General features: G+C 71.6%; 24 protein-coding genes and 2 pseudogenes. 7 read left to right on the top strand and 19 right to left on the bottom strand.

The window, feature by feature from the left end:
* The first annotated feature begins 119 nt into the window (after nt 1–119).
* The 4 genes from ACZ3ZD_RS27555 (at nt 120) to ACZ3ZD_RS27540 (ending at nt 7,521) form a co-directional block, all read left to right on the top strand.
* Nucleotides 120–1,301: an ROK family protein gene (locus ACZ3ZD_RS27555; RefSeq protein WP_467402646.1), complete on the top strand. Its 1,182-nt coding sequence runs from the start codon at nt 120–122 to the stop codon at nt 1,299–1,301.
* Between the two features lie 422 nt (nt 1,302–1,723).
* Nucleotides 1,724–3,598, top strand: coding sequence for an alpha-galactosidase D (locus ACZ3ZD_RS27550; protein ID WP_467402644.1), 1,875 nt, complete (start codon nt 1,724–1,726; stop codon nt 3,596–3,598).
* A gap of 177 nt (nt 3,599–3,775) precedes the next feature.
* Nucleotides 3,776–6,202, top strand: a complete 2,427-nt coding sequence (locus ACZ3ZD_RS27545) for a glycosyl hydrolase family 95 catalytic domain-containing protein (RefSeq protein WP_467402642.1) — start codon at nt 3,776–3,778, stop codon at nt 6,200–6,202.
* A 56-nt stretch (nt 6,203–6,258) separates the two neighbouring features.
* Nucleotides 6,259–7,521: an SGNH/GDSL hydrolase family protein gene (locus ACZ3ZD_RS27540; RefSeq protein ID WP_467402639.1), complete on the top strand. Its 1,263-nt coding sequence runs from the start codon at nt 6,259–6,261 to the stop codon at nt 7,519–7,521.
* Between the two features lie 367 nt (nt 7,522–7,888).
* Here ACZ3ZD_RS27540 and ACZ3ZD_RS27535 read toward each other — a convergent pair whose 3' ends face one another.
* The 4 genes and pseudogenes from ACZ3ZD_RS27535 to ACZ3ZD_RS27520 form a co-directional block, all read right to left on the bottom strand.
* Nucleotides 7,889–9,334 carry an MFS transporter gene (locus ACZ3ZD_RS27535; protein WP_467402635.1) on the bottom strand — a complete coding sequence of 482 codons (1,446 nt, stop codon included), beginning with the start codon at nt 9,332–9,334 and terminating at the stop codon, nt 7,889–7,891.
* Nucleotides 9,331–9,987, bottom strand: a complete 657-nt coding sequence (locus ACZ3ZD_RS27530; protein ID WP_467402632.1) for a TetR/AcrR family transcriptional regulator — start codon at nt 9,985–9,987, stop codon at nt 9,331–9,333. The genes ACZ3ZD_RS27535 and ACZ3ZD_RS27530 overlap by 4 nt, the downstream gene beginning before the upstream one ends.
* 92 nt (nt 9,988–10,079) lie before the next feature.
* A pseudogene (locus tag ACZ3ZD_RS27525) lies at nt 10,080–10,166 on the bottom strand (IS5/IS1182 family transposase); the annotation flags it as partial.
* Nucleotides 10,167–10,168: 2 nt separating this feature from the next.
* A complete protein-coding gene (locus ACZ3ZD_RS27520) occupies nt 10,169–11,563 on the bottom strand; it encodes an MFS transporter (protein ID WP_467402630.1) in 1,395 nt (464 codons plus the stop codon).
* Nucleotides 11,564–11,716: 153 nt separating this feature from the next.
* Between ACZ3ZD_RS27520 and ACZ3ZD_RS27515 the strand changes: the two genes are divergently transcribed.
* Nucleotides 11,717–12,103, top strand: coding sequence for a winged helix-turn-helix transcriptional regulator (locus ACZ3ZD_RS27515; protein ID WP_467402627.1), 387 nt, complete (start codon nt 11,717–11,719; stop codon nt 12,101–12,103).
* Nucleotides 12,104–12,140: 37 nt separating this feature from the next.
* Here ACZ3ZD_RS27515 and ACZ3ZD_RS27510 read toward each other — a convergent pair.
* The 9 genes and pseudogenes from ACZ3ZD_RS27510 to ACZ3ZD_RS27470 all read right to left on the bottom strand — a co-directional run.
* Nucleotides 12,141–12,366: pseudogene (locus ACZ3ZD_RS27510) on the bottom strand (IS630 family transposase); the annotation flags it as partial.
* A gap of 112 nt (nt 12,367–12,478) precedes the next feature.
* Entirely contained in the window at nt 12,479–13,138 is a 660-nt protein-coding gene (locus tag ACZ3ZD_RS27505) for a hypothetical protein (RefSeq protein ID WP_467402624.1), read from the bottom strand.
* The gene (locus tag ACZ3ZD_RS27500; RefSeq protein ID WP_467402622.1) at nt 13,135–13,995 is read right to left on the bottom strand and encodes a carbohydrate ABC transporter permease; all 861 of its coding nucleotides are present in this window, start codon (nt 13,993–13,995) and stop codon (nt 13,135–13,137) included. Before ACZ3ZD_RS27500 ends, ACZ3ZD_RS27505 begins: the two co-directional genes overlap by 4 nt.
* A complete protein-coding gene (locus ACZ3ZD_RS27495) occupies nt 13,992–14,870 on the bottom strand; it encodes a carbohydrate ABC transporter permease (RefSeq protein WP_467402619.1) in 879 nt (292 codons plus the stop codon). Before ACZ3ZD_RS27495 ends, ACZ3ZD_RS27500 begins: the two co-directional genes overlap by 4 nt.
* Complete coding sequence (locus ACZ3ZD_RS27490) at nt 14,867–16,150, bottom strand: ABC transporter substrate-binding protein (protein ID WP_467402616.1); 1,284 nt, start codon at nt 16,148–16,150, stop codon at nt 14,867–14,869. Before ACZ3ZD_RS27490 ends, ACZ3ZD_RS27495 begins: the two co-directional genes overlap by 4 nt.
* Before the next feature lie 54 nt (nt 16,151–16,204).
* Nucleotides 16,205–16,966, bottom strand: a complete 762-nt coding sequence (locus ACZ3ZD_RS27485) for a cupin domain-containing protein (protein ID WP_467402613.1) — start codon at nt 16,964–16,966, stop codon at nt 16,205–16,207.
* Entirely contained in the window at nt 16,960–17,889 is a 930-nt protein-coding gene (locus ACZ3ZD_RS27480) for a DUF6807 domain-containing protein (protein ID WP_467402609.1), read from the bottom strand. Before ACZ3ZD_RS27480 ends, ACZ3ZD_RS27485 begins: the two co-directional genes overlap by 7 nt.
* Entirely contained in the window at nt 17,886–18,998 is a 1,113-nt protein-coding gene (locus ACZ3ZD_RS27475; RefSeq protein WP_467402607.1) for a Gfo/Idh/MocA family protein, read from the bottom strand. Before ACZ3ZD_RS27475 ends, ACZ3ZD_RS27480 begins: the two co-directional genes overlap by 4 nt.
* Before the next feature lie 349 nt (nt 18,999–19,347).
* Nucleotides 19,348–20,337, bottom strand: a complete 990-nt coding sequence (locus ACZ3ZD_RS27470) for a pirin family protein (RefSeq protein ID WP_467402603.1) — start codon at nt 20,335–20,337, stop codon at nt 19,348–19,350.
* A gap of 211 nt (nt 20,338–20,548) precedes the next feature.
* Here ACZ3ZD_RS27470 and ACZ3ZD_RS27465 point away from each other — a divergent pair, with 211 nt between their 5' ends.
* Nucleotides 20,549–20,992, top strand: a complete 444-nt coding sequence (locus ACZ3ZD_RS27465; RefSeq protein WP_467402599.1) for an SsgA family sporulation/cell division regulator — start codon at nt 20,549–20,551, stop codon at nt 20,990–20,992.
* Nucleotides 20,993–21,018: 26 nt separating this feature from the next.
* Here ACZ3ZD_RS27465 and ACZ3ZD_RS27460 read toward each other — a convergent pair whose 3' ends face one another.
* The 6 genes from ACZ3ZD_RS27460 to ACZ3ZD_RS27435 all read right to left on the bottom strand — a co-directional run bounded on the left by ACZ3ZD_RS27460 (nt 21,019) and on the right by ACZ3ZD_RS27435 (nt 24,530).
* Complete coding sequence (locus tag ACZ3ZD_RS27460; protein WP_467402597.1) at nt 21,019–21,384, bottom strand: hypothetical protein; 366 nt, start codon at nt 21,382–21,384, stop codon at nt 21,019–21,021.
* Between the two features lie 58 nt (nt 21,385–21,442).
* Entirely contained in the window at nt 21,443–21,700 is a 258-nt protein-coding gene (locus ACZ3ZD_RS27455) for a hypothetical protein (protein ID WP_467402595.1), read from the bottom strand.
* Complete coding sequence (locus ACZ3ZD_RS27450) at nt 21,687–21,944, bottom strand: DUF6400 family protein (RefSeq protein WP_467402592.1); 258 nt, start codon at nt 21,942–21,944, stop codon at nt 21,687–21,689. The genes ACZ3ZD_RS27455 and ACZ3ZD_RS27450 overlap by 14 nt, the downstream gene beginning before the upstream one ends.
* 108 nt (nt 21,945–22,052) lie before the next feature.
* A complete protein-coding gene (locus ACZ3ZD_RS27445; RefSeq protein WP_467402589.1) occupies nt 22,053–22,922 on the bottom strand; it encodes a 4Fe-4S domain-containing protein in 870 nt (289 codons plus the stop codon).
* A 185-nt stretch (nt 22,923–23,107) separates the two neighbouring features.
* On the bottom strand, nt 23,108–23,620 hold the full coding sequence (locus ACZ3ZD_RS27440; RefSeq protein WP_467402585.1) for an AAA family ATPase: 513 nt from the start codon (nt 23,618–23,620) through the stop codon (nt 23,108–23,110).
* 187 nt (nt 23,621–23,807) lie between these two features.
* Entirely contained in the window at nt 23,808–24,530 is a 723-nt protein-coding gene (locus ACZ3ZD_RS27435) for an FAD binding domain-containing protein (RefSeq protein ID WP_467402583.1), read from the bottom strand.
* A gap of 187 nt (nt 24,531–24,717) precedes the next feature.
* Here ACZ3ZD_RS27435 and ACZ3ZD_RS27430 point away from each other — a divergent pair, with 187 nt between their 5' ends.
* The gene (locus tag ACZ3ZD_RS27430) at nt 24,718–25,116 is read left to right on the top strand and encodes an ACT domain-containing protein (protein WP_467402580.1); all 399 of its coding nucleotides are present in this window, start codon (nt 24,718–24,720) and stop codon (nt 25,114–25,116) included.
* Nucleotides 25,117–25,375: the final 259 nt, after the last annotated feature.

The following is a 25,375-nucleotide window of genomic DNA, read 5'->3' as shown; positions in this document are numbered from 1 at the left end:
TGCCCCAATCGACGGGCTATACCTGCTTTTCATAGGCACAAAAGCCCTCAGCCGAGTCTCTTAGCAGAGGGATGCTTTTTTCATTGACAGCAGAAAAGAGTCGCCCTAGGTTTCCGGCCATGCGCACGGCATCCCCCCGTGAGTCGGCCGTCACGATGACTCCGGCCACTTCCCTGGTGTTCACCACCCTGCTCTCACACGGTCCGCTCACCCGGGCCGAGGCGGGGCGGCGTACCGGGCTCTCTCCGGCAGCCGTCACCAAAGCGGTCCGTCCGCTGATGGAACTCGGCTATCTGGTCGAGGGCGTGGACGAAGAGGCACGGCCCTCGGTGGGACGGCCGGCCAACCTGGTGCGGGTGGACGGGGGGAAAGCGCTGTTCATCGGCATCAAGGTGACGGGCGACGAGATCATCGGCGCGCTGGCCGACCTGTGCTGCCGTGTCCGGATCTCCCGGCGCGTACGGCTCACCGGCCGCGAGCCGGACGCGGTGCTCCCCGACCTCACCTCGCTGGTACAGGAGTTGCTCACCGAGGCCGAGGGATTCGGTGTACGGGTACGCGGCCTGGGCATCGCGATCTCGGGGGACGTGGACCGCGCGGACGGTGTGGTCCGCTACTCCCCCTTCCTGGAGTGGCGGGACGTACCCCTCGCCGAGATCGTCGGGACCGCGACCGGGCTGCCGGTCACGGTCGACAACGACGTACGGGCACTCACGGTCGCCGAGCACTGGTTCGGCGCCGGAGTCGGGCTCTCCGACTTCGCTCTGGTGACCGTGGGCGCCGGAATCGGATGCGGCCTGGTGGTCCACGGGCGGGTGGTGTCCGGGGCGCACGGCGTGGCCGGCGAGATCGGGCACCTGGCGCTGGACCCGCTCGGCCCGCTCTGCCACTGCGGCAACCGAGGGTGCGTGGAGGCGATCGCGGCGGACCCGGCGATACTCCGCGCGGTGCGCGCGGCCACCGGCAGGCAGGTGACCGATGTAGCCGGAGCTCTGGCCCTGGCCCACGACGGAGACCCCGGTGCCCGAGCGGTCTACGCCCGGGCCGGCAAAGCCATCGGCAAGGCCATCGGCTTCCTGGTGAACCTTGTCGGTCCCGAGCGGGTGGTCATTTCCGGCGAGGGCCTGGCCGCCTACGACCTTTTCGCCGAGGGCATCCGGGACGCGTTCGCCGCGTCCGCCTTCGGCACCGCCGCGCAGTGCGACGTGGTGACACATCCCCTGCCCTTCGAGGAGTGGGCGCGTGGAGCCGCGGCCACCGCCATCCAGTCCTTCATGGGGTCAGACACGTACGAGGAGTAGCAATGACGCTGCAGAGCCGCAGCCCGTAGGCAGTCGCGGGAACCGCCGGCCGCACGGTGTTCCGGGTGCCGTTCGGTCTCGGGGCCGCCACTTCGGCCCTGCCCCGCTCTCGCCGCCTGCGGCGCAGGGGCCGGTCCGGTTCAAAGACGGTTACTCGGTCCCATCCGGTCGCGGACGGTGCTCTCGTGACCGCGATCCCCATGCCCCCGGCGCACTTCGGGTCGCGGCGACAGCCCATCAGCGGGCTCACATCGCCTCGGGGAAAGGCTGAGCCACCGACCCGACGCCCTGGCGGCCGGCCACTCGGCCGCTCCAACCGGCCTCCTGCCCGGCACCTCACCCCCCTCCCCTGCCCGGCCTACGCCCGTCCCCCACCGGGTGCCACCGAACCGATTCCGCTCCCTCACCCCAGGAGGCGACCCATGCGGTCATCCCCGTACAGAGCCCTGCGCGGAGCCCTCCCCGGCCTCCCGCGCCGTACCCTCCGAGCGATGCTGGTGCTGGCCGTCACGGCCGGATTCGCCGCAGCGGTCTCGGCCGCCGGCCAGGCCATGGCCGCCACCGCCAAGTCCACGAGCACCGCCGTCACTTCCGCCGCCACGACGGTGGACGCCACTTCCGGCCTCGCGGCCAGGCCGTACATGGGCTGGTCCAGTTGGAGCATGCAGTCCTCCCAGTACCCGGGCCTGAACCCGGACGGCAACTACAGCTACCTCACCGAGGCGAACGTCCTGAAGCAGACGGACGCCCTGGCCGCCACGCTGAAGAAGTACGGCTACGACTACGTCAACATCGACGCCGGCTGGTGGATGGACAAGAACTGGACATCCGAGTTCGACCAGTACGGCCGCCAGACACCCGACCCGGTCCGGTTCCCCCACGGCATGAAGTCGGTCGCCGACCATATCCACGCCAAGGGCCTCAAGGCCGGCATCTACCTGCCCGTCGGCCTGGAGAAGGGCGCGTACGGTGACGGCAAGGTGCCGATAGGGAACGCCCCCGGTTGCACCACGGCCGACGTCGTCTATCCGGACCTGCGCACCACCAACGGCTGGGACAGCGCCTACAAGCTGGACTTCGACAACCCGTGCGCGCAGAAGTACATCGACGCGCAGGCGCGGATGCTCGCGGACTGGGGCTACGACTTCCTCAAACTGGACGGGGTGGGCCCTGGCTCGTTCAAGTCCGGTGACAACTACAACAACGTTGCGGACGTGGCCGCCTGGCACCGGGCCATCGCCGCCACCGGGCGCCCCATCCACCTGGAGCTGTCCTGGTCGCTCGACATCCAGCACGCCGCCGACTGGAAGAAGTACTCCAACGGCTGGCGCATCGACACCGACGTGGAGTGCTACTGCAACACCCTGGTCACCTGGGAGAACTCCGTCAACGACCGGTGGAACGACGCCCCGGCGTGGAGCCACCAGGCAGGCCCGGGCGGCTGGAACGACCTCGACGCCGTCGACGTCGGCAACGGGGCGATGGACGGCCTGACCAACGCAGAGCGGCAGAGCTACATGACTCTGTGGGCCATCAACAAGTCGCCCCTGTTCACCGGCGACGACCTCACCAAGCTGGACAGCTACGGCCTCTCCCTGCTGACCAACCAGGAAGTCATCGCCGTCGACCAGAACACCTCGCCCGTCGCACGCCCCGTCACACCGATGGGCGACCAGCAGGTCTGGGGAACGAAGAACGCCAACGGCACCTACACCGTCGCCCTGTTCAACCTCGGCAGCTCGCCGGCCTCCGTCACCGCCGACTGGGCGTCCTTCGGCTTCACCGGGGCCGCCTCCGTACGCGACCTGTGGAACCACCAGAGCCTCGGCACGCACAAGAACAGGATCACCGCGACGCTGCCCGCACACGGCTCACGGCTGTTCACCGTCAAGCCCGGCGGTACCCCCCTGCCGGTCACCCGCTACGAGGCCGAGTCGGCGGACAACACCCTCACCGGCAACGCCTCCGCCGCCGCGTGCGACTCCTGTTCCGGCGGCAGGAAAATCGGCAACCTCTATCTCGACAGCAAGCTGCAGTTCAACGACATCACGGTGAAGAAGGACGGCGTCTACACCGTCAACGTCGACTACGTCAGCGGCGATCCGCGCTCGGTGACCGTCTACTCCAACAGCGGCAACGGCACCAGCATGAAATTCCCCGCCACGGGCGACTGGAGCACGGTCGACACCGTCAGCGTGCAGCTGGCACTGAAGGCGGGCACCAACACCATCACGTTCGACAGCGGCTGGGACTACTCACCCGACATCGACAGGATCGACGTACCCAAGTCCGCCTGACCACTTTCCCGCGGGTCCCGGGAGTGACACGCCCCGGGCCCGCGCCGAAGGACCGTCCCCGCCCGCACACGGTCCCGCAACCCGGGCGCGCCGCCCGGGTCCTCGCCTCACGCAACTCCCGACGGCCCCCATCCGTCGTTCCCGCATGCGCCGTTCTCCGGACATGGAGTGCACAACGTGGACACCCAGCACACCGATCACACCGCATCGCGCGACAACCGCGCGAGCCGCAGGGGCTTTCTCGCTCTCGCCGCCACCGCCGGCGCGGCCGCCGCCCTCGGCGGTCTGCCCGCCTTCACCGCGTCGGCCGCCCCCGCCCGCCCCACCTCCTCCCCCCTGCTGTCCGCGGCCGCCGCCGCGAAGAACCAGCTGTGGTGGCAGGCTCCCGGCTCCCCCGACTCGATGATCCAGCAGGGCCTGCCAGTAGGGAACGGGCGCCTCGGGGCACTCGTGAGCAACGACCCCTCCAGCGAACTGCTGACCATCACCGACGCCACCCTGTGGACCGGCGGCCGCAACGACACCCTGCAGAGCGACGGCCAGTTTCCTTACGGCCGCGACGACTTCGGGTCCCTGACCCTGCTCGCGAAGCTCACCGTCGACATCCCCGCACACGACCTGGGCTCCGTCGACAACTACCGTCGCACCCTGGACCTGGCCCAGGGCGTCGTCAGCGCCTCCTACGACCTGTCCGGCGTCACCTACCGGCGGCAGATCTTCGCCAGCCGCCCCGACGACGTCATCGTCCTGTACTTCTCCCAGCAGGGCGGCGGCACCTACACCGGAAACATGACCCTCGTCGGCACCCACGGCGAGAACACCACCGTCAACAGCCCCGGGCGCTACGCCTCGTTGGGCGGCTCGTTCGCCAACGGGCTGACGTACGGTGCTGCCGTCACCGCGCACAGCAGCAGCGGCACGGTCTCCGTGACGGGTGCGTCGATCTCCTTCAAGGGTTGCAAGGACCTCACCGTCGTGATCAGCGGCGGCACCGACTACGCACCCGACGCGGCCGCCGGATTCCGCGATCCGTCCCTGGACCCGGAGCGCCTGGCGCGTACCAAGGTCCTCGACGCGGCCGGCCACTCCGCGAGCACCCTGTTGCACACACATGTCGCCGACTTCCGGCCGGTGTTCGAGCAGCTGGACATCAACCTCGGCACCTCGTCCGCCGCGCAGCGCAGGCTGGACACCTGGCAACGGATACAGGCCCGCTACCGGGACGACGTCCCCGACCCCGAACTCGAGGCGGCGTACCTGCAGTTCGGCCGCTACCTGATGATCTCCGGATCGCGGGGCACCCTGCCGATGGGCCTGCAGGGCCCATGGCTGGACGGCAACGACCCGGACTGGATGGGCGACTACCACACCGACATCAACGTCCAGATGAACTACTGGATGGCCGACCGCGCCGGCCTGTCGAGCTGCTTCGACGCCTTCGCGGACTACTGCCTCGCCCAGCTGCCCTCCTGGACGGACGTCACCCAGCGGCTGTTCAACAGCCCGGCCAACAGATACCGCAACTCCAGCGGGAAGATCGCCGGCTGGACCACAGCCATCTCCACCAACCCCTACGGCGGAGGCGGCTGGTGGTGGCATCCGGCCGGCAACGCCTGGCTCTGCCAGAGCCTGTTCGAGCACTACGAATACACCCAGGACCGCGCCTACCTCCAGAAGATCTACCCCCTCCTCAAGGGCGCCGTCCAGTTCTGGGAGGCACGCCTCATCACCACGACCGTCACCGACGCCTCCGGCGCCTCGCGCGAGGTCCTCGTCGCCGACAGCGACTGGTCCCCCGAACAGGGTCCGCTGGACGCCAAGGGCATCACCTACGCCCAGGAACTGGTCTGGAACCTGTTCGGCAACTACCACACCGCGACCCGGCTGCTCGGCAAGGACGTCGCCTACAGCACGACCGTCGACGGTCTGCGCCGGCGCCTGTACCTGCCCGTGGTCAGCCCCAAGACCGGCTGGCTGGAGGAGTGGATGTCGCCCGACAACCTCGGCGAGACCACACACCGGCACCTCTCCCCGCTCATCGGCCTCTTCCCCGGCGACCGCATCCGCCCCGACGACTCCACCCCGAAGGACATCCTCGCCGGCGCCACGGCCCTCCTGACCGCCCGCGGCATGAACAGCTACGGCTGGTCCAACGCCTGGCGCAGCCTGTGCTGGTCCCGGCTGAAGAACGCGGAGAAGGCCTACCAGCTCGTCATCAACAACCTCAAGCCCTCGGTGAACGGCGGCAACGGCACGGCGCCGAACCTCTTCGACATCATGGACATGGGACAAGGCCGCGGCATCTTCCAGATCGACGCCAACTTCGGTACACCCTCCGCGATCGTCGAGATGCTCGTCTACTCACGACCGGGGCACGTGGAACTGCTGCCCGCGCTGCCCGCCGCCTGGGCGGCCTCCGGCTCGGTGTCCGGCATCGGAGTCCGCGGCGGCTTCGTCGTCGACCTGAAGTGGAAGAACGGCAAGGCCACCCAGGTGACGCTGAAGAGCGTCGGCGGCCGGGACACCACCGTCTTCGCGGGCGCCGCCGCACGGAGGATCAGCCTCAAGCCCGGAGAGTCCGTCACGCTGCGCGATCTCGGCTGAGGACGCAAACCCTGAGAAGAGCGGAGAGATCGAGCATGTCCCCGGATGAGATAACCATGGCGGCGGGTCGCCGACCGCGCCGCAGAACCCTGCTGGTCGTGTTGGGCGCGCTGACCGGCCTGGCCCTGACGGCTGTGCCGTTGGGCACCGCGCATGCGGCAAGCGCCGCCACGCCCTCGACGCAGGGCAAGGGCACCCGGGTCAGCGCCTGGTCGCCCAGCATGACGACCGGCGGCCCGTCCTTCACCGACCGGACCCTCCGGATGGTCGTCCACAGCAGCGTCTCGGGCTCGGGCCCACGCATCACCCTGTCCAACCGGTACAGCACCACCCCGCTCGACGTCAGCGCCGTGGACATGGCCGTCCAGGCGAGCGGTGGAGAAGCCACGCGCGGCACCACGCGCAACGTCACCTTCGGCGGATCCCGCCACGTCACGCTCCCCGCGGGCGAGGAAGCGGTCAGCGACGCCGTCCCGATCTCGGTCCGCGCCGGGGAGAACCTGCTCGTGAGCCTCTACGTGCCCGGTACGACGGGGATGTCGACCTGGCACTCCGACGCGTTCGACACCACCTACATCGCCTCCGGCAACCACACCGGTGACGACAGCGCCGACGCCTTCGGCACCACCACGACCTCCTGGTACTACCTGGCGGGGCTCGACGTCGTGTCACCGACCGCGCGCGGCACGGTCGTCGCCTTCGGTGACTCCATCACGGACGGCTACCACTCCTCGACCGGCACCTACACCCGGTGGCCCGACTTCCTCGGGCGCCGGCTGGGCGCCGGACCGAACCCGCAGCGGCTGAGCGTCGTCGACGCCGGCATCGGCGGCAACCGGGTCCTCACCGACGTACCGAACCTGTGGCAGGGGGTCAGCGCCCTCAAGCGCTTCCGGCACGACGCCCTCGGCCAGCCCGGTGTCAAGGACGTGATCCTCTTCGAAGGCATCAACGACATCGGGAACAACGCCGGCCCCGACGGCCGTCCGCTGACCGCCCAGGACCTCATCAACGGCTACCGCACGCTGATTAACGAGGCACAGGCCGCCCACGTCCACGTCATCGGCGCGACCCTGATGCCCGACGAGGGCAACGGCTACTACACCCCTGCCGCCGAGGCGATCCGCCAGCGCGTCAACCGGTGGATCCGCACCAGCGGCGCCTTCGACGGCGTCATCGACTTCGACAAGACCATGCGTGACCCCGCCAACCCGGCCGCCCTCGACTCGGCCTACGACTCGGGCGACCACATCCACCCCAACGACCAGGGCATGAAAGCCATGGCCGACGCGATCGACCTACGGCTCCTGCGCAGCTGACGCCGCCCCTGGCACCCGGAGATGGTGCCCGTGTCCGATACGGCTCGCGGGCACCATCCTGCCGTTGCTCGCGCTCACGGGTTCCTTGGCCGCGTCAGTGCCGCTGAACAGATCGTCGGGCAAGCCGGACCCGGCACGTCGGGCTGGAAATACCTCGCCGATCACGGCGCAGGTCTCATGGCTGAGGCCGGCCATCAGCTCGCCGGGTGAGCCCGGGCAACCATCGGCAGTGGTGAGCGCGGCCTGGTCCTCGGTGGGCTTCGGCCGGGAGCCCGGGCGCGGGCGGAGGCGAGCCCGTGGTTGGTGTTCGCCACGATCAGTTCGTGCTGGAGCTCGGCCGGTCTGGAACATGACCGGATCAGCCTGGTTATGCTCGGCGGTTGCTCAACTGTCTGTACGTGGGGGCGGGTGCCGCCGGTGGTGTTGGTGCTTGCATCGGGGGCGCAGCGGTCGTGTCGTCGTCTTCCTGATGAGCCGGGCGCCGGGGCAGCCGCGAGGCGGGCAGCAGGCCGAGAGCGGCGAGTGCGGCCAGGATCAGCAGAGTGGAGCTCATGGTTGAAGCAGCCGTGCCGGTTGCACTGGCCGCGACGGCGATGCCGAAGGTCGGACCGATGTTCATGGCGGTCTGCTTGAGCCCGCTGACGACCCCGGCGTACCCGGGCGGCGCGTCACCGACGACGGTCCCGGTGGCGGTGACCATCACGGTGGCGAACCCGGCACCGATGGCGGCGAAGGCCGCAGCCATGGCCATCCATGTGCCGGCGGGACCGAGCCGGGACAGCCCCGCGATGCCGACCACGACGAGGACCGTACCGGCGATGGCGGTGCGGCGCGCACCGTACCGGCGCAGTGCGGTGACCGCGGCGGGTGAGCCGAGGACCATGAGCACGGTCAGCGGGAGCACGCGCAGACCGCTGTCGAGTGGGTCGAGTCGAAGTACGTCCTGGAGGTAGAAGGTGGCCCTGAACAGCGCGCCGAACAGGCCGGCGGTGGTGACCAGCAGGATCGTCATCGAGGCCGTCACCGGTACGGACCGCGCTACGGCTGGTGGAACCATCGGGTGCGTGGTGCGGCGTTCGTGCCAGGCGAGCACCGTTGCGACGCCGATGACGGCGAGGAATTCGAACAGCGTCGGCGCGGCGGTCCACCCCCGCGCGGGTACGTCGGCCAAGGCGTGGACCAGGATGGCGAGCGCGACCGCCAGCAGGCCCGCGCTGGTGAGGTTGAGCCGTGGGGAGTCGCCACGTTGAGGTGCCGGCGTCCGGACGGCGAGGGCGAGGACGGCGATGCCGAACGCGAGGGGCACGTTGACCCAGAAGACGGCGCGCCACCCCAGATGAGCCACGAGAACACCGCCCAGGAGCGGACCGGACCCTGCCGCCACCGCGATCGCACTGGTGCGGATGGCGATCGGCGTGCCGAGCCGGTCCGCGGGATACGCCAGCCGTAGCAGCGCGAGCGTCGCAGGCTGGAGGAACGCGGCGAACCCGCCCTGCACCGCGCGCAGGACGATCACCCAGCCGACGGTCGGCGCGAGCGCGATCCCGGCCGAGGCGGCCCCGAAGCCGAGGACGCCGACGAACAGCAGACGCGGGTGCCCGTACCGGTCCCCGAGACGCCCGGCGATCACGAGTAACGCGGCCACGGCGACCAGGTAACCGGTGCTCGTCCACTGGATCTGCGTCACGCTCGCGCCGAGATCACGCTGCATGCCGGGCTGCGCCATGAGCAGGATGGTTCCGTCCAGCGCGACGATCACCGCGCCGACCACGCTGACCAGAAGTGCGATCTGCCGCTGTACGGGTGCGGTCATGAGGCCACCGGGCCGAGATGGGCGTCCAGAACTGCCACGATGAGCCGGTCGCGTTGGTCGTCATCGGGGGCGCCGTCCGGCGGTGGGGTGCCGAGGGCGAGTTGCAGGCTGCCCCAGGCCCACAGCTGGGCCATGCCGTGCAGGTTCGACCACAGGGCGGCGGCGGTCACCGCGGGCGGAGGTCCGGCCTCGTTCGGCCCGTCGGCGCGTCGCGCGGCATCCCGCTCCGGTAGGCATCGGGCGACGAGTTCGGTGAAGTGCTCGAACAGCGGGAGGGTCGACTCGCGCAGCCCCGGTTGGTCCGATGCCTGCGCCGCGCCGTCGAGCAGGTCGTGCCGCCACATGAGCTCGAACATGGCGCGGCGTTCCAGCGCGTACCCGACGTACGCCCGAGCCAGGGCCTCCAACTGGCCGCGCGGTGTGGTCGTGCCGGCGACCGCGGCCTCGAACATGGCTGCGAGGTCCTCGAAGCCGCGACGGCCGATAGCCGAGAGCAGCGCCTGGTGCGTGGGGAAGTACCGACGCGGCGCGCCGTGCGACACCCCCGCTCGACGGGCTATTTCCCGCAGGCCCACGGACGCGGAGCCCTCGCTCAGCACAAGGTCGACCCCGACATCGATCAACCGCTCCCGAAGGGAGCTCTCATCAGTCATAGACAGTGTCTACCAGCCTGCGTAGACACTGTCTACTCACCTTGGTGAGTGATCATTCCGCTCAGTGGGTGGCGGGGCCCCCCGGCTCGCTCACTCGTCCCGGATACCAGCACCTCGATGAGCTTGTCGAAGATCACCCCGTTCGGGATCCGTCGACGATGGCATCCCGGTGGATGGGTAGTCAGCGAGTGGCGTTCTCGGTGACCGGCTTCTTCTCGGCCGCTGGACGTTGTGTCGTGGTGGGGGTGCGCAGCAGAGCGGCGGCGAGGAGGAGAGCAGCGGCGACGATGCACGAGCCGATGCGGAAGGCGAGTTGGTAGCCGCCCGTGAGTGCGGAGATGGTGTTGGTCCCGTCGCCCAGCAGGGTATGGGTGTGCGAGGCGGCGAGGGTGCTGAGGGCCGCGAGGCCGAAGGCGCTGCCGATCTGCTGCATGGTGTTGAACATGCCCGAGGCGATCCCCGAGTCCTGGGGCGTGGCCGCTGACATCGCGAGCGTGGCCAGCGACGGCATCGCGAGGCCGAAGCCGATACCGAGCGGCAGCAGCGCGGGCAGGACGTCCACGAGGTAACTCCCGCCTGCCGGTACGCGGCCGAGGACGGCGAGGCCCGTCGTGATCAGGAAGAGTCCTGGAAGGAGTACGGCACGGGGGCCGAAGCGTGAGATCAGCCTGGGAGAGAAGCCGAGCGACAGTGCGCCGATCGCGACCGAGACCGGGAAGATGCCGAGGCCGGTGTGGACCTCGTCGAAGCCGAGCACCTTCTGCAGGTAGAGCACGCACAGGAACTGGAAGCTGAACATCCCGGCCACCATGAGGGCCTGGATGCCCATCGCTCCTGAGACGTTGCGCGAGCGGAACACGCGCAACGGCAGGAGCGGGTGACTCGCCTTCGCCTGGCGGGTGACGAATGCCAGGAGCAGGGCGAGTGCCGCAGCGCCGAAGCCCAGTGTGTGCGCGGATGCCCAGCCGTAGCTGGCGGTCTCGACGATCGTGTAGACGCCGAGCATCAGTGCGGAGGTGGCCAGGAGCGCGCCCACGGCATCGGCCCCCTCACCGAGGCCGGTGCCGTGCTCGGACGCGAGCATGCGCCCGGCCGACAGTGCGGCCACGATGCCGATCGGAACGTTGACGAAGAAGATCCAGTGCCAGCTGATGGTCTGCGTCAGGACGCCGCCGGCGAGAAGGCCCAACGAACCACCGGCGGACTGGACGAAGCTGTAGACGCCGATGGCCTTGGCCCGTTCCTTCGGCTGTGGGAACAGCGTCACGACCATGCCGAGGGTGACGGCGGAGGCCACCGCGCCGCCGATGCCCTGGACGAACCGGGAGGCGAGCAGCATGGCCGCATCCTGCGACACTCCGCACAGCAGCGAGGCGGTCGTGAAAATGCTCAAGCCAATAATGAAGATGCGTTTGCGCCCGATCAGGTCGCCGAGCCGACCGGAGAGCAGCAGCAGACCGCCGAAGGGGACCAGATAGATGTTGACCACCCAGGCCAGGGTCGACGAGGAGAATCCGAGGTCTTGCTGGATAGCCGGCAGTGCCACGTTCACGATGGTGCCGTCGAGGATGACCATCAACTGACCGGCGCAGAGCACGGCCAAGGCCGCCCAACGGGATGTTGCTGCCGAGGAGACGGATCTGGGCACGAGGCCCCCTTCCCATGGTGCACGACTTGTTACAGCCGTCATCCTCTGTAACCATGACGCGCACCGGAAGGAGGCACTTTCGTGTCACGCAGTCACACCGATGTGTCCGACCAGGTCAGCAACGAGGCGTGCCCGCTCACCGAGGTCCTCGACCATGTCGCGGGAAAGTGGAGCATCGGAATCCTCGTCGCCGCCGCGAACGGGCCGGTCCGGTTCACCGAGTTGGAGCGCGCCATCACGGGCATCAGCCGACGCATGCTCACCCTGAACCTGCGCAAGCTGGAACGCGACGGCCTGCTCATCCGGACCGTCTACCCCACCGTGCCGCCCAAGGTGGAATACAGCCTCACGCCCATGGCCCGCGAACTCCACGCGACCCTCACCGGGCTCGTCGGCTGGGCAGAACGCCACCGAGCCGACATCACCACCGCTCGCGCCACCTACGACGCCGCCGCATCGGCTCACTGACGCCCGCGGAGGGGCCCGGTAGGCGTTGAACGTTCACCTATTGGGGGACCGCCCTACGTTCGGCGGGCAGGACGTCGCGGTGGCGGGCGTTGGCGTTGCGCCAGCACAGGTAGGCGTGCAGGGCCCGGGTCTGCACGGTCTGATGGGGGTGGTCGGAGTTGGCAACGGTAAACTGCCTCAGACGGTGAACTGCCTCAACGGTCCAGAGTGCGCCTCGATCGGTTCGCCCACGAGGCGTAGGTCGGTGTGAAGCACAGTTCGACAAAGGCGCAGTGCCTCCGGGCCGCCGGCGAACGGGCGGGCGCACGGCAACGGCAGCCGCTCTCGCGCCCGTTGAAAATGGCGCCCCGGCGAGCGTGCGGTCCGGTCGTGGGGTCAGGCGGATGACCGCCGAGGGGGCGCGTGCTCCGGGACCGGTGCTGTACTGCCGGTGGCACCGCGCCCGGTGGTCCCGTGGCGTACGTCGACGGCGGTGAGGGCGAGGGCCAGGGGGCCCGGTGCCAGGAACGCGAGCGGGGGCAGGGCCCAGGCGGTCACGGCGGCCGTGGCCAGCGCGAGGAGGACGAGGGCGCTGCCGCCGGTGTCCCGGGCCGCGTCGTGGGCGGCGGTGCGCAGCGCGGTCCGCCAGTCGGTGAGCGACTCGGGGCGGGCGCAGGCCCGCAGGCCGACCAGTGCGGCACCGGCGGTGACGGCCGTGGCGGCGAGGGCGACGAGCGGCCCGCCGGGCAGCCCGCCGCGCCAGGCGACGGCCAGGTCGGCCGCGCACAGCAGCGCGCCGGTCAGGGCCACCGCGCCCGCCGCCAGGTCGCCGGCCCGGAGCCGGCCGCGGAGCAGGGCCGCGTACCGTCCGGCGGTGGCGGGCCGGTCCTCTCCCGCGCCGCGCAGCACCGCGCACGCCGTGGACAGCGCGGCCGGCGCGGTCAGCAGCGGCAGACAGGCCACGGCGGTGGCGAGGCCGACGGCGAGCATGTCGGCGAACAGGGTCATCCGGGGGCCGAACACCTCGCCCGCCTCCCGGGGGCGCGTCCCGCTCATCCCTTGAGCCCGGAGCCGGCCATGCCCTCCACGAGGAAGCGCTGGAAGGCGAAAAAGAACAGCACGATCGGCAGCAGGGCGAGCACCGACATGGCGAACATCGGGCCGAACGACGACTGGCTGGAGGCGTCGACGAAGGACCTCAGGGCCAGGGTGAGGGTGAACTTGTCGGGGTCGAAGAGGTAGATGAGCTGGGTGAAGAAGTCGTTCCAGGTCCAGATGAAGGTGAAGATCGCGGTGGTGATCAGGGCGGGGCGGGTGAGCGGCAGGACGACCTTCCAGAAGCTGCGGAACGGGCCACAGCCGTCGATCCGGGCGGCCTCCTCCAGCTCGCGCGGCAGGCCCCGCATGAACTGCACGATGAGGAAGACGAAGAACGCCTCGGTGGCGAGGAACTTCGGCAGGATCAGCGGCCAGTACGTGTTCACCAGGCCGAGCCTGTTGAAGATGATGTACTGCGGGATCAGTACGGCGTGGTGCGGCAGCATGATGGTGGCGATCATGAACGCGAACAGTGGTCCGCGCATCCGGAACCGCAGCCTGGCGAAGGCGTAGGCGGCGAGGGAGCAGCTGAGCACGTTGCCGAGGACGGCGCCGCCCGCGATCAGCAGCGAGTTGCCCAGCAGCCGCCAGACGGAGACGCCGTTCACGCCGTCCATGGCGGTGGAGTAGTTCGACCACTCCAGGTGGCGGGGCAGCAGGTCCAGGCTGGCGATGACCTCGTCGGCGGGTTTGAGCGAGGTGGCCAGCAGCCAGGCCAGCGGGTACAGCATGACCAGCAGCGCGGCCAGGCAGCCGAGGTGCAGGGCGATCCGGCCCGGCCGGGCCGGTGTGCGTACGGGGGCGGTGGTGGTCATCGGTTCCCCTCGGAGGTGTAGAAGACCCAGGACCGCGAGGTGCGGAAGAGCACGGCGGTGACGACGCCGATGGCGAGGAGCAGTACCCAGGCCATCGCAGAGGCGTAGCCCATGTGGGAGGCGACGAAGCCGCGGTCGTAGAGGTAGAGGGTGTAGACGAGGGTGGAGTCGGCGGGTCCGCCCTTGCCGGCGCTGACGGCGAAGGCGGGGGTGAAGACCTGGAAGGCCTGGATGGTCTGCAGGACCAGGTTGAAGAAGAGCACCGGGGAGAGCATGGGTACGGTGACGGACCGGAACTGCCGCCACCTGCCGGCCCCGTCGACGGCCGCGGCCTCGTACAGTTCGGCCGGGATCTGCTGGAGCCCGGCGAGGAAGATGACCATGGGGGCGCCGAACTGCCAGACCGTCAGGAGGGCGACGGCGAGCAGGGACCAGCCGGGCCGGTTGACCCAGCCGCCGGTGCCGAGCAGGCGGTCGACGGTGCCGCCGTCGTTGAAGACCGCCCGCCACACCAGCGCCACCGACATGGAGGCGCCGAGCAGGGAGGGGGCGTAGAACGCGGACCGGTAGAAGGCCTTGCCGCGGCGCATGCCCTTCAGGGCGAGGGCGACGGCCAGCGCGAGGGCGAGTTGGAGGGGTACGGCGATGACGACGTAGGTCAGGGTCGTCAGCACCGACCGCCAGTAGCGCGGGTCCTCGGTGAACATCTGCACGTAGTTGCGTGTGCCGACCCAGTGCGGGGCGTTGAAGAGGTCGTAGTCGGTGAACGACAGGTACAGCGACACGGCCATGGGCAGCAGGGTCAGGACGGTCGCGCCGAGTACCCACGGGGTGAGGAAGACCCAGGCGGCGCCCTGGCGTTGGCGTGTGCTCACGACCTCAGTTCCGCCTTCGCCTCGGTGACGTAGTTCCGGGCCGCCTCGCGGGGCGACATGCGCTGGTACGACACCTGGTCGTAGTCGCGCTGGAACGTGGTCTGCAGGGCGTTGTCGCCGGCGGGCGGGGCCTGCGGGGGATCCTTCAGGGTGCCCTCCAGGGAGTCCTGGAAGGCGGCGATGGTCCGGTCGAAGCCGGTCAGCCGGGGCCGGATCCGCTTGCGGACGGTCTCGTTGACGGGGATACCGCGGGTCGCGCCGAGGATCTTCGCCGCGTCCGGGTCGTTGAGCAGGAAGTCGACCAGCTGGGCGGCTTGCCCGGGGTGGCCGGTGCGGGCCGCGACACCGAGGAACATCGACGGTTTGAAGTACTGGCCGGGGGTGCCGTCCGGGCCGGCCGGCATCGGGGCGAGCGCCACCCCGTCCTCGAGGAGGGCGGTGTAACCGCCGGCCGGTGCGTCCCAGTTGAGGTCGGCGGTGGCCATGCCGCGGCCGAGCGGGGTGTTCTCCACGCTGCCGTCGAGCTGGGTGGTCTGCTCGGCGGGCGAGACCGTGCCCCCGCGGCGCAGCCGGTCGGTGAAGGTCCACCAGCGGGCGAGGTCGGCGGCGGTGAAGCCGAGCCGTCCGTCCCTGGTGTACAGGGACTTGCCCCGGCCGCGCAGCCAGACCTCGAAGGCGTCCTCGCTCTGCCCGGGGTCGGTGGCGCCGGGCCGGCCGGTCGCCCGGGCCAGGGCGCGCATCGTGTCCGCCCACTCCTCCCACGTCCAGCCGCGGCGGGGCAGCGGCACCCCGGAGTTCCTCCAGGCCCGGACGTCGTAGGCGACCGTCTCGGTGCCGCGGCCCTGGGGTACGGCGTACTGGCCGCCGTGCACCCGGCCGGTGGCGAGCAGGCCCGGGTCGACGCGGTCCGTGCGCAGCACGCCCCGCTGCCGGGTCAGGTCGAGCAGGACACCGCCGGCGGCGTACTGGTCGATCTGCCGGTAGTCGAGCTGCATCACGTCGGGTGCGTCGCCGCCGGCGGCCTGGGTGGCGAGCTTCTGCTTGTAGGCGTCGTAGCCGGAGAACGACGTCTGCACCCGTACTCCCGGGTGCCGCTCGACGAACAGGGCGACGGCCCGTTCGGTGCGTTCTGCGCGGTCGGGGTTGCCCCACCACGTGTAGCGCAGCACCACCTTGTCGCCGCCTGCCGACTCGCCGGAGCCGCCGCAGCCGGCCAGCACCGCGCACAGGGCGAGTGCCGCGGCGGTCGCGCGGAGTCGCGTCGTGCCGGGTCCGGGCATGCCGAGGTCACCTCTTCTCTCCTCGAACTGTCGTGGGGGGCGGAGCGGGCCGGATCAGCCGGCCTGGTACGGCAGGGTCGTGCCGGGCAGGGCGTACTCGTCGCGGCGCCCGCACATCCCGAAGCCGCCGTGCCGGGTGGGCCCGGTGTCGTACGCGGCCGCCTGGCCGAGGTAGGCGGGGTCTCCCGCCGCCAGCGCGTCGAGCTGGGCGCCGGTGCGTTCGGCGGTGGCGAGGGCGCCCGCGCGCCACAGCGCGCGCCAGGTGGGCACCTTCGCGCGGACCAGGCGGGCGGCGGCGCGCTGGAAGTCCCGGTAGGGGCGGTCGTCGCCGGCGGTGAGGGCCTCGCGCAGGACGAGGTAGCCCTCGACGGCGAGGTCCCTGCGGCGCCGGGCCGCCGCCTCGGTGCCCGGGCCGGTGCCCGGCGGGAGGGCGGCCGCCGCCGCGTACCGCTCCGGGTCGGCGAGCACCTCGGGCGGGAAGGTGAAGACGGCGTCCCCGGCCTCGGGCAGGCCGCTGTTCTGCATCAGCACGGTGACGCGCAGGTCGCCGCCCTGCACCATGCGGTGCACGGTGCCCGGGGTGAACCAGGCGACCGAGCCGGGCCGCAACGGGATCTCCCGGTAGCCGTCGGGGCCGAGCGTCTGTACCGCGCCCCGGCCGCCCGTGACGACGTACGCCTCCGTGCACACCAGGTGCAGGTGCGGGCTTCCGCCGCAGACGCCGTCGGCGGCCTCCCAGTCGTAGGCGCTCAGGTGGGACAGGCCGACGGCCCCGGGGAGCGGGTGCGGCAGGGCGCCCTGCGGTTCCGTCACCACGGCAGGCCCTTCAGGTGGCCGGCGATCCGGTCGCGGTCCCAGTCGCCGTCGGCGACGACCACCCGGTAGCGGTAGCCGAAGGACTCCCCCGGCTCCAGCGTGAACTCCTCGAAGAAGGCCCAGGAGAAGGCGACGGTGGAGATGGGTTCCGAGCGCACGAACCAGTGGGACTCGTGGATCGCGCGTGTCTCGTCCAGGTTCTCGGGCGCGTGCGCGAAGACGAGGGTGGAGTGCCCGTCGGCCTCGTCGTGCTCGGAGGTGAAGGCCAGCCAGGGCCCCTGACTGCCCATCGGTGTGCCGGTGCCGGTGCTCTCGGCGTCGGGGGTGAGGACCCGGCCGCCGGTGAAGTCGCGCGGCCCGCGCCACTGCAGTCCGGTGTAGCCGGCCAGTTCGCGGCCCGCGGTGGTCGGGGAGCCGAACACCAGTGGTTCGGCGCGGGTGTTGGTGAGCCGGATCGACCAGTCCAGCGCCCAGGAGCCGGCCTCCTCGTCGACGGAGTGCACCTGGATCCCGCGCACCTCGCGGGCCCATTCCCGGCCGCTGTTCTCGACCCAGGTCAACTCCTCCTCGAACGCCAGCCGTTCGTCTTCGACGGTGAGCGCGGTGAAGCCGTCGTGGCGCATGGAGCCGACGCGGTCGGGCAGCGCCAGGTAGCCCTGGCCGTGCACATAGCAGTTGCCGCCCCAGAAGTTCTGCCCCGACAGGTGACTGGCCGTCATCTGCAGGCCCTTGTGCCAGCGGTGGTCGCTCGGCCGGTAGCCGGTCACCGTGCGGCCGGCCAGGGTCCGCACGGGGTGGGCGTACGGCTTGCCGGACTCGAAGGGGTCCGGGTCGGGGCGGTAGACGTAGCGGAGGATCTCGGTGCCGTTCGGCGCCTCGACGGCGAGGTGCTCGCCGTGGACGTGGCTGACGCGGATGCTCATGCGCGCTCCTTCGGGGCCCAGTCGGGGTGTGCGCCGTGCATGGCCGTGTAGTAGGGGTCGCCGGGACCGATCTCGCCGGCGCGCACCGGCCGTCCGGTGAACGCGGCCTTGTACAGGGCGGCGGCGAACTCCAGGGCGGCGCGGGCGTCCTGGCCGCTGCCGGGGGGCCGTACGCCACGGTCGTAGGCGTCGAGGAGGGCGCCGAGCTGCGCGGTGTGCGAGCTTCGGACGTCCTCGTCGGGGGTGCGCCAGGCGGCGGCGCGCTCGGGGCCGACGTGCGGGGCCGGAGTGTAGACCCAGTCGTCGTTGCCGTGTCCGTACAGGTGGGTCAACTCCACCGTGGCGTCGGCGCAGTCGACGCGGATGCGGCTGACCTCGTGCGGGGAGAGCACGCTGTTGACGACGGTGGCGAGCGCGCCGCTGCGGAAGCGGACCAGGGCCGTGGAGACGTCCTCGCTCTCGACGTCGTGGACCAGCCGGGCCGCCATGGCGCGTATCTCCTCCCACTCGCCGAGCAGGTGCAGCAGCAGGTCGTACTGGTGGATGCCGTGCCCCATGGTGGGACCGCCGCCCTCCGTGGCCCACCGGCCGCGCCACGGCAGGGAGTAGTACGCGCTGTCGCGGTGCCAGGTGGTCTGGCAGTGCGCCACCAGCGGTGCGCCCAGCTCGCCGCGCGCGATCAGGTCGCGGGCGTGTACGGCGCCGGAGCCGTAGCGGTGCTGGAAGACCACCGAGGCGTAGGCGCCGGAGGCCTCCTCGGCGGCGGCGATGTCGTCGAGTTCGGCCGGTGACAGGCACAGCGGCTTCTCGCACAGCACCCAGGCGCCCGACGTGAGCGCGGCCACGGTCTGCTCCCGGTGCAGCGCCGGCGGGGTGCCGATCAGCACCAGGTCCGGGGCTACGGCGTCCAGCATGGCGTCCGTCGAGGTGAACCCGGCGACCCGGGCGCCCGCGAGCCGCCGGAAGGCGTCCAGCCGGCCCGCGTCCACGTCGACGGCGGCGACCAGTTCGACCCGCTCGGCATGGGCTCTGAGCGCGGGCAGATGACTGCCGGTGACGATGGCCCCGGTGCCGATCACGGCGACCCGGCGGGGTGCGGGCAGGGACATGCGACGCTCCTCGGAGATCGACGGGTCGGGAGCGGCTGCCCACGGCATGCTGTGCACGGCACGCCGTGGGCAGCGCGCAGGGGACACCACGCCGTGGACAACACAGTATGGAAAGCGCTTGCTCCCGTACGGGACGACCCTAGGGGCGGGAGATTGTCAGGACAACCCCTGTGCAGAATCGGCTGGGGCCGGCGGGTCGGCCGTCGCGCGGACCGCCTCGCGGATCAGGTCGGCGGCGGCCTTGGACCGGGCGACGGTTACGTCGGCGGTCCCGGAGCGGGCGACGGCCACGGCGGGCGAGGCGCCCCCGGCTTCCACGCTCGCCAACCGGTTCGGCCTGACCTCGCCGTCAGTGGCGCGGCGGGTTTCCGCGCGGCCTGATGGTGGCGTTCGGAAGGGCGGGGGCCGGGAGACGGTCCCCCGGATATCCCGCTACGGCGCCGAAGCGATCGGAGGAGTTCTGCCAGTCCTCGCGTGCCCTGACGATGTCCGCGTGACTGCGGCCGATGAAGTTCCACCAGATGACGATCTCCTCCTCGAAGGGAGTTCCGCCGAGGAGGACCGCCCGTGCGGTGTCGTCCGACTCGCTGGTCAGGGTCAGCGTGCCGGGGCCAGGGTGGACGTAGCCCAGCTCGGCGGCTTTCAGAGGGGCGTCAGCGAGGCGGACGGCACCCTGGTCGACCAGCAGGCCGTGCTCGAAGCCGGGGTCCACGGCGAGCGTGAGGACCGCGTGCGGTGCGAGCACGATCTCGGCGCCGAGCAGGGGGGTGAAGGTCGGCACCGGGGAGGTGGCCCCGGCGAGCGAGCCGAGGAAGACCCGGATCTCGGCGCCGCCGGTCCGCACCGGCTCGGGAACGTGGTGGCGGAAGTCGCGCGGCGCGGCCCGGTGCTCCTCCGGAAGGGCCACCCACAGCTGGACACCGTGCAGGACGGTGGTCCGCGGGGTGGAGACCTCGGAGTGGCTGATGCCGTAGCCGCCGGTCATCAGGTTCAGCTCGCCGGGCCGTACGAGGGCGTGGCTGCCGAGGCTGTCGCGGTGCTCGATCTCGCCGCTGAAGAGCCAGCTCACGGTCTGGAGGCCGGTGTGCGGGTGCGGGGCGACGTCCATGCCGCCGGTCGCGGCGACCTCGTCGGGGCCGTAGTGGTCGGCGAAGCACCAGGCACCGATCAGGGTGCGGGCGCGCTGCGGCAGTGTGCGCCGCACGGTCATCGCCCGGGGGCCGCCGAGGGGCACGTCGCGCGGGGACAGCACGTCGACGCGGGGTGCGCCGGGCGCCGGCTCCCGCGCCACCGTGGTGCCGCAGCGCACTTCCGCGGGCTCCGTCTCGACATTGCTCATCGTGGACCACCTCTCGACCTGCTATTTGTTCTATGTTCAACCAGCATGGGGTCGGATGGGTAGGGGCGCCATGCCGACGCGTCTTCGGGCGACCACCCGTGCGCGCGCCGGCAAGCCGCTCCCCCGGGCCCGCCGTACGGCCGCCGGCGCCCCGGGCCGCCCTGACACGGACCGCACAACCGAACCGAACCGTCGCAGACAGGGGAACGGCATGGCACAGGAACCCGCCAAGGCCGCTGACGAAGATCCGATCGTATGCAGGACGAGCGTCCGCGTCACCGTGGCCGGCGATCCGCCGGTGCCGCTCCCCGCGGAGCTGCGGTACTCGGCGGCCGACCCCTACGCCGTGTGTCTGTCCCTCGGCGCACCCGCCGCCCCCTCCGTCGACTGGGTCTTCGCCCGGTCGCTCCTCGCCCGGGGACTGAGCGGGCCCGCCGGGGCGGGGGACATCGTGGTGTCCCCCAAGCTCCGGCCCCGTTCCGACGCGGTCCGCATCCTGCTCAGGACCCGCACCGGGGCGGCGGTCCTGGAGGTCGCCGGCGCCACGGTCACCGCCTTTCTGCGCCGCGCGGACGCGCTGGTGCCGCCGGGTACCGAGCACCGGCACCTCGATCTGGACCGGGTGATCGAGCAGTTGACGGCGGGGAGCGAGTGATCCGCCCGGTGCGGTGACCTGTCGTCTCAGCCGCGTCCCGTCGCCCGGGCGGCCCGGGCCAGCAGGTGGGCTCTTCTTCGGGGCCACCACAGGAGGTCGGCCAGGCAGAGGGCGGTTGCCGGCCAGGAGGAGATCATTTCGCCGGTGGTTCCGGTCAGGGTGTCGTACACGGCGAGGGCGAGGGCGAGCAGCGTGACGAGGACGATGATCCAGCGGCGCAGGCGGTCCTCCTCGGCGGCCCGCCGCAGGGCGTCCGCGTACGCGGCGACCGCCGGGGCCAGGCCGGGATCGGCGGCGGGTTCGCCGCGCCGGGTGGCGCGTACCACCGTCGCCCGGTCGGCCGGGGTCAGGTCCCCGGCCCCGGCCCAGAGCCGGTTCATGCGGCGCGACACGCGGATCCCGTGGAGCAGGCCCAGTACCACGGCCGGCCGGCGGCGAGGATGCGGGATGTCACTCCGGTCGGTGACCGTCCGCCGTGCGTGGCCCGCGGGTGCGGGTGGCGCCGAAGCCCGTCTCGTGGTCCCAGACATGGGTGCACGAGGGGCACTGCAGGTGCAGGAGGCTGCCGGTGTTGGAGAGCAGGTAGCGCCAGTGGTCCGGGCACCTGCGCCCCTCCCGGCAGCCGGCGCACGCGAGGTGGTCCTCGCAGTTCGGGCAGGTCACCCAGGCGCGGCGCCCGATGTCCGCCTGCGGATCAAGCGGCAGCACGGCCGCCCCCGCGCCGCGGGAGGACCCCGGCTTCGACGAGGGTGTCGTACAGCCGCTGCTGCTCCTCGTCGAGGCCCGAGTACAGCCGGTCGTACGCCTCCTCCTCGCCACGCAGCGCCTCCACGGGGTCCCAGTCGGCGCCGAGCGCGGCCATGACGTGGGCCCGCCGGGTCATCTCATGGCCGGTGAGGTCTACGGCGAAGTCGGTCGGCTCGGGGGGAAGTGCGGCGTCTTGGGTGGACATACGATCGAATCTAGGGATCGTTTTCGGCCACGCCAAGGGCCCGTGGGACACATCACACCGTCCCCGGGGCCGCCTCCGAGCCGCTCTTCCCGCCGTACCCGGGCGCACTCACCAGCGCAGGCCGGTGAAGTCGACCGGGCGCGGGCGCAGCAGGCGGGTGCGGTCGGTCAGGGCGTGCAGCCGCCGGGACATCTCGTCGGCCGGCAGGCGGTGTCGGTCTCCGTGGCCCGGCAGGACCCACTCGAACCGCAGCCGGCCGGCCGTCCTGGCCAGGGACGCGGCCAGTTCCTCGATGGAGTACCAGGTCACGCTCTCGGCGACTTCCAGGTCACCGGTCGTACGCGACCAGTAGAAGCTGTCGCCGCTGAAGCAGTACCGGTCGTCGGCGAGGTAGAGGACGCTGCCCCGGGTGTGTCCGGGGAGGGGGTGGACGGTGACGCCCCCGGCGATCTCCAGGGGTTCGAGCCCGCGGATCACCTGGTCGGCGTCGGGTGCGGCGTCGAGGTCGTCCTCGTGGATCCACAGCCGGGCGCCGAAGTGGTCGGCGTAGCGGCGGCCGTGGGCGGCGTGGTCGCGGTGGGTGAGCAGCACGTCGGTGACGGGACCGGAGGCCGTGTAACGCTCGGCCAGGGCGCGGCTCCAGCGGGGCGTGTCGATCATCATGCTGGTGCCGGAGGGTCGTAGGAGCAGGTACGAGTTGGCGCCGGCGGTCTGGGGCGAGTTGTGGCCGCAGATCAGCACGCCGTCGTCAAGGCGCAGCGGGAACGGGTCGAGCGACTGGTCCGCCCGGCCGGTCACCGGCCGGATCGAGCGGGTGGGGCAGGCGAAGACGGCCGCGTGCAGGCGCCGGTTCTCCGCCTCGTCGGCCGGTGGGCGCAGGATGCGCGACTTCCCGTCGGCCTCGCCGATCAGCTCGGGCGCGAACTGCCGGGCCACATCGCAGTTCGTGCATCGGTCGTCCACGTACCATCCGTCCACGGCCGGGCTCCTTCCACGGGGAAGCGGCCTCGGCGGAGGCCGCCCTTCCAGGGGTATCCCGCCGGCCGTCGAACCGGTAGGACCCGCCGACCTTGTGTTTCCGGCGCCGGCCCGCTCTCACCAGGGAGATCCCGGGTGGGGCGGAAAGCAGCCGAATGTGTCCCGCGCCGGGTGTCAGGGGCGGCTCAGGGCGGGTGCCGGAGCCGGACGGCCGGGGCGGGCGCCGACGCCGTGTCCCGGGGCCGTACCTCGAACCCGCCCCGCCCGTCGAACCTCACCTCGTGCACCGCGTCGAACCCGTCCGCCGCCGTCGGTCTGCGCAGCCGCTTCAGGGTGGCGAGGACCCCGACGTCGGGGACCCGGTCGCGGCCCTCGCGCCCGGCGTTGCGCCGCAGGGAAGCCGCCACGTCGGGCGGGAACCAGTAGGCCGTCACGGTCGCGCCCCCGGCGTGGGCCGCCTCCACCACCGGTCCCCACTCCCGCGGCGACGGGTTGGTGTTGTCCACGGCCACGGACCGTCCCGCCGCCAGGTGCTCCGCCAGCAGCCGCATCTGCCGGCACTGCCTGTTCCGGGCACCGCGTGGGAACAGGTCCTTGCTGACCAGCGCGTACCGGTCGGACAGGCACCGTGCGTAGAAGGAGGTCTTCCCGGATGCCTGCAACCCGACCAGTACCGCCACCTCCGGGCCCGTCGCCATACCGCCACGATGGCACGCTCCCACGGCCGGAGAACACCGCCGAGCGCTCAGCCCGTCCGCGCCAGGGACGCCGTACCGGAGGGCCTCTCCGGTACGCGGTGGTGTGTCGGCGCGGGCTGGGGCAGGGCACCCCGGGCGGCCACTTTCTCCAGCGGCACGGCACACGGCCGGTGGACCGGCTGCCGCGTCAGCCCGTGCCGCGGCTCTTCAGAAGGGCGATGACCTGCGGCCGGACGAACTCCCAGGAGGTGGCGGGCAGTTCACCGAGGGCCGTGGCGCGCAGCGCGTCGAGGGTCGCCTCGGCGCCGGGTGCGCACCGGGTGGTGCCGCTGAGGACGTCGTAGCCGTCCCGTACGGCGACGCGCAGGCGGTCGGGTGTCCCCTGGCCGGCGTGCAGGGCGGAGGCCACGACGAGGGGAGGTGCTCCGCCGGCCTCGCCGGGCAGTTTGCGGTACGCCGACGCCGTCGGCGGGCGCCAGCGCAGGCTGAGCAGGACGGGGCGCTTGGCGACCACCTCGGCCAGGTCCGTCTCGCGGACGCCGTCGGGTTCCAGGACGGTCGCCCGGGCGTCGAGGACGAGTGCGGCGGGCAGCAGGCAGCGCAGCGTGCTGCCGACGATGTTGCCGCCGACGGTCGCCGTCCGCCGCACCGCGCCCGTGCCGACGGTGCCGGCGGCCAGCCGCAGCACGTCCGGGACGGTGGCGTCGATCCGGTGCAGCAGCACGGCACCGCCCACGGTCTCCGGGCCCAGGACATTGGCCTCCGGCAACTCGCGCAGGGAGAAGGCGAGTTCGGGGAACCCGTCCCGCTGCCAGGTCGCCCACACGAGCGTCGCCCCACCGATCGGTACGGCCCCCTCGGCCAGGCATTCCCGGGCTTCCGTCACGGTTGTGGGCAGTCGCAACAGCACGGCGGGCCACCTGCCTCTTCTCGGCTCGGACGACGGGCGGACGGTGGCGGCCGCCGCCCGCCGACAGCGCAGTCTTGTCGCAGGACCGGGGGCGCGTACAGGGCTCACACGAGCATGTGCCGCGCGCTCCGTGAACGACCGTGGGCCGAGAGGCACGGCCGGTCCGCGTGCCCTTAGGGTGGGGATCATGAGCGGTGAGACCGATCTGCGCACGCTGCTGAGGGAGATGCGGCCGGAGCTGAACCCGGGCCGTTATGTCTTCACCATGGCCGAGGGCGGTGCGCCCTCCGGGGTCTCGCCGGTGGTCACGGTCGCCGAGCAGGAGGGGCTGACCCTCGTGGTGTCCCAGGCGGACGCGGACGCGGCCGGGATGGCGTACGACTATGTGGCCGGGTGGATCACCCTGCGCGTCCACTCCGCGCTGGACGCGGTCGGGCTGACCGCCGCGGTCTCCCGGGCGCTCGCCGACGCGGGCCTGAGCTGCAACGTCGTCGCGGGCTACCACCACGACCACCTCTTCGTGCCGTACGAGCAGGCCGAGCGGGCGGTGGAGGTCCTGCGCGGGCTGGCGGACGCCGGCCACTGAGCCGTACCCGCGCACTCGGGTCACGGAGCGCGCACGCACCGCGTGCACCTTTTGCCCCCCGTGCCGGCTGACCGGCTCGAACCGCGCTCCGGCACGAAGAAGTCCTGCCGGGCCACGTGGCCCGGCAGGACTCGTCCGTCACTCCGCGGGCGGCTAGGCCCTCCCTTTCGGATCTTGCCGGCGTCGCGGGGCCTGGCACGCACATCTGCGGCGTTGTCGTCGGTCGCCGACGCTCCGCGTCGACTCCCTCCTCCGCCTT

The sequence above is a fragment of the Streptomyces sp. NPDC023481 genome, from assembly GCF_055560195.1.
Note: the sequence above shows the minus strand (reverse complement) of the source record. Positions and strands in the feature narration are given on the sequence as shown.

Excerpts from the sequence above, each read along its gene's own strand:
- ACZ3ZD_RS27530 (WP_467402632.1), bottom strand. The coding sequence starts at position 9,987 with ATGACTGATGAGAGCTCCCTTCGGGAGCGGTTGATCGATGTCGGGGTC.
- ACZ3ZD_RS27475 (WP_467402607.1), bottom strand. The coding sequence starts at position 18,998 with ATGTCCCTGCCCGCACCCCGCCGGGTCGCCGTGATCGGCACCGGGGCC.
- ACZ3ZD_RS27430 (WP_467402580.1), top strand. The coding sequence starts at position 24,718 with ATGAGCGGTGAGACCGATCTGCGCACGCTGCTGAGGGAGATGCGGCCG.
- ACZ3ZD_RS27505 (WP_467402624.1), bottom strand. The coding sequence starts at position 13,138 with ATGAGCGGGACGCGCCCCCGGGAGGCGGGCGAGGTGTTCGGCCCCCGG.
- ACZ3ZD_RS27520 (WP_467402630.1), bottom strand. The coding sequence starts at position 11,563 with ATGGTCATCCTCGACGGCACCATCGTGAACGTGGCACTGCCGGCTATC.
- ACZ3ZD_RS27555 (WP_467402646.1), top strand. The coding sequence starts at position 120 with ATGCGCACGGCATCCCCCCGTGAGTCGGCCGTCACGATGACTCCGGCC.
- ACZ3ZD_RS27440 (WP_467402585.1), bottom strand. The coding sequence starts at position 23,620 with ATGGCGACGGGCCCGGAGGTGGCGGTACTGGTCGGGTTGCAGGCATCC.
- ACZ3ZD_RS27540 (WP_467402639.1), top strand. The coding sequence starts at position 6,259 with ATGGCGGCGGGTCGCCGACCGCGCCGCAGAACCCTGCTGGTCGTGTTG.
- ACZ3ZD_RS27500 (WP_467402622.1), bottom strand. The coding sequence starts at position 13,995 with ATGACCACCACCGCCCCCGTACGCACACCGGCCCGGCCGGGCCGGATC.
- ACZ3ZD_RS27480 (WP_467402609.1), bottom strand. The coding sequence starts at position 17,889 with ATGAGCATCCGCGTCAGCCACGTCCACGGCGAGCACCTCGCCGTCGAG.
- ACZ3ZD_RS27535 (WP_467402635.1), bottom strand. The coding sequence starts at position 9,334 with ATGACCGCACCCGTACAGCGGCAGATCGCACTTCTGGTCAGCGTGGTC.
- ACZ3ZD_RS27550 (WP_467402644.1), top strand. The coding sequence starts at position 1,724 with ATGCGGTCATCCCCGTACAGAGCCCTGCGCGGAGCCCTCCCCGGCCTC.
- ACZ3ZD_RS27490 (WP_467402616.1), bottom strand. The coding sequence starts at position 16,150 with ATGCCCGGACCCGGCACGACGCGACTCCGCGCGACCGCCGCGGCACTC.
- ACZ3ZD_RS27450 (WP_467402592.1), bottom strand. The coding sequence starts at position 21,944 with ATGTCCACCCAAGACGCCGCACTTCCCCCCGAGCCGACCGACTTCGCC.
- ACZ3ZD_RS27465 (WP_467402599.1), top strand. The coding sequence starts at position 20,549 with ATGGCACAGGAACCCGCCAAGGCCGCTGACGAAGATCCGATCGTATGC.
- ACZ3ZD_RS27470 (WP_467402603.1), bottom strand. The coding sequence starts at position 20,337 with ATGAGCAATGTCGAGACGGAGCCCGCGGAAGTGCGCTGCGGCACCACG.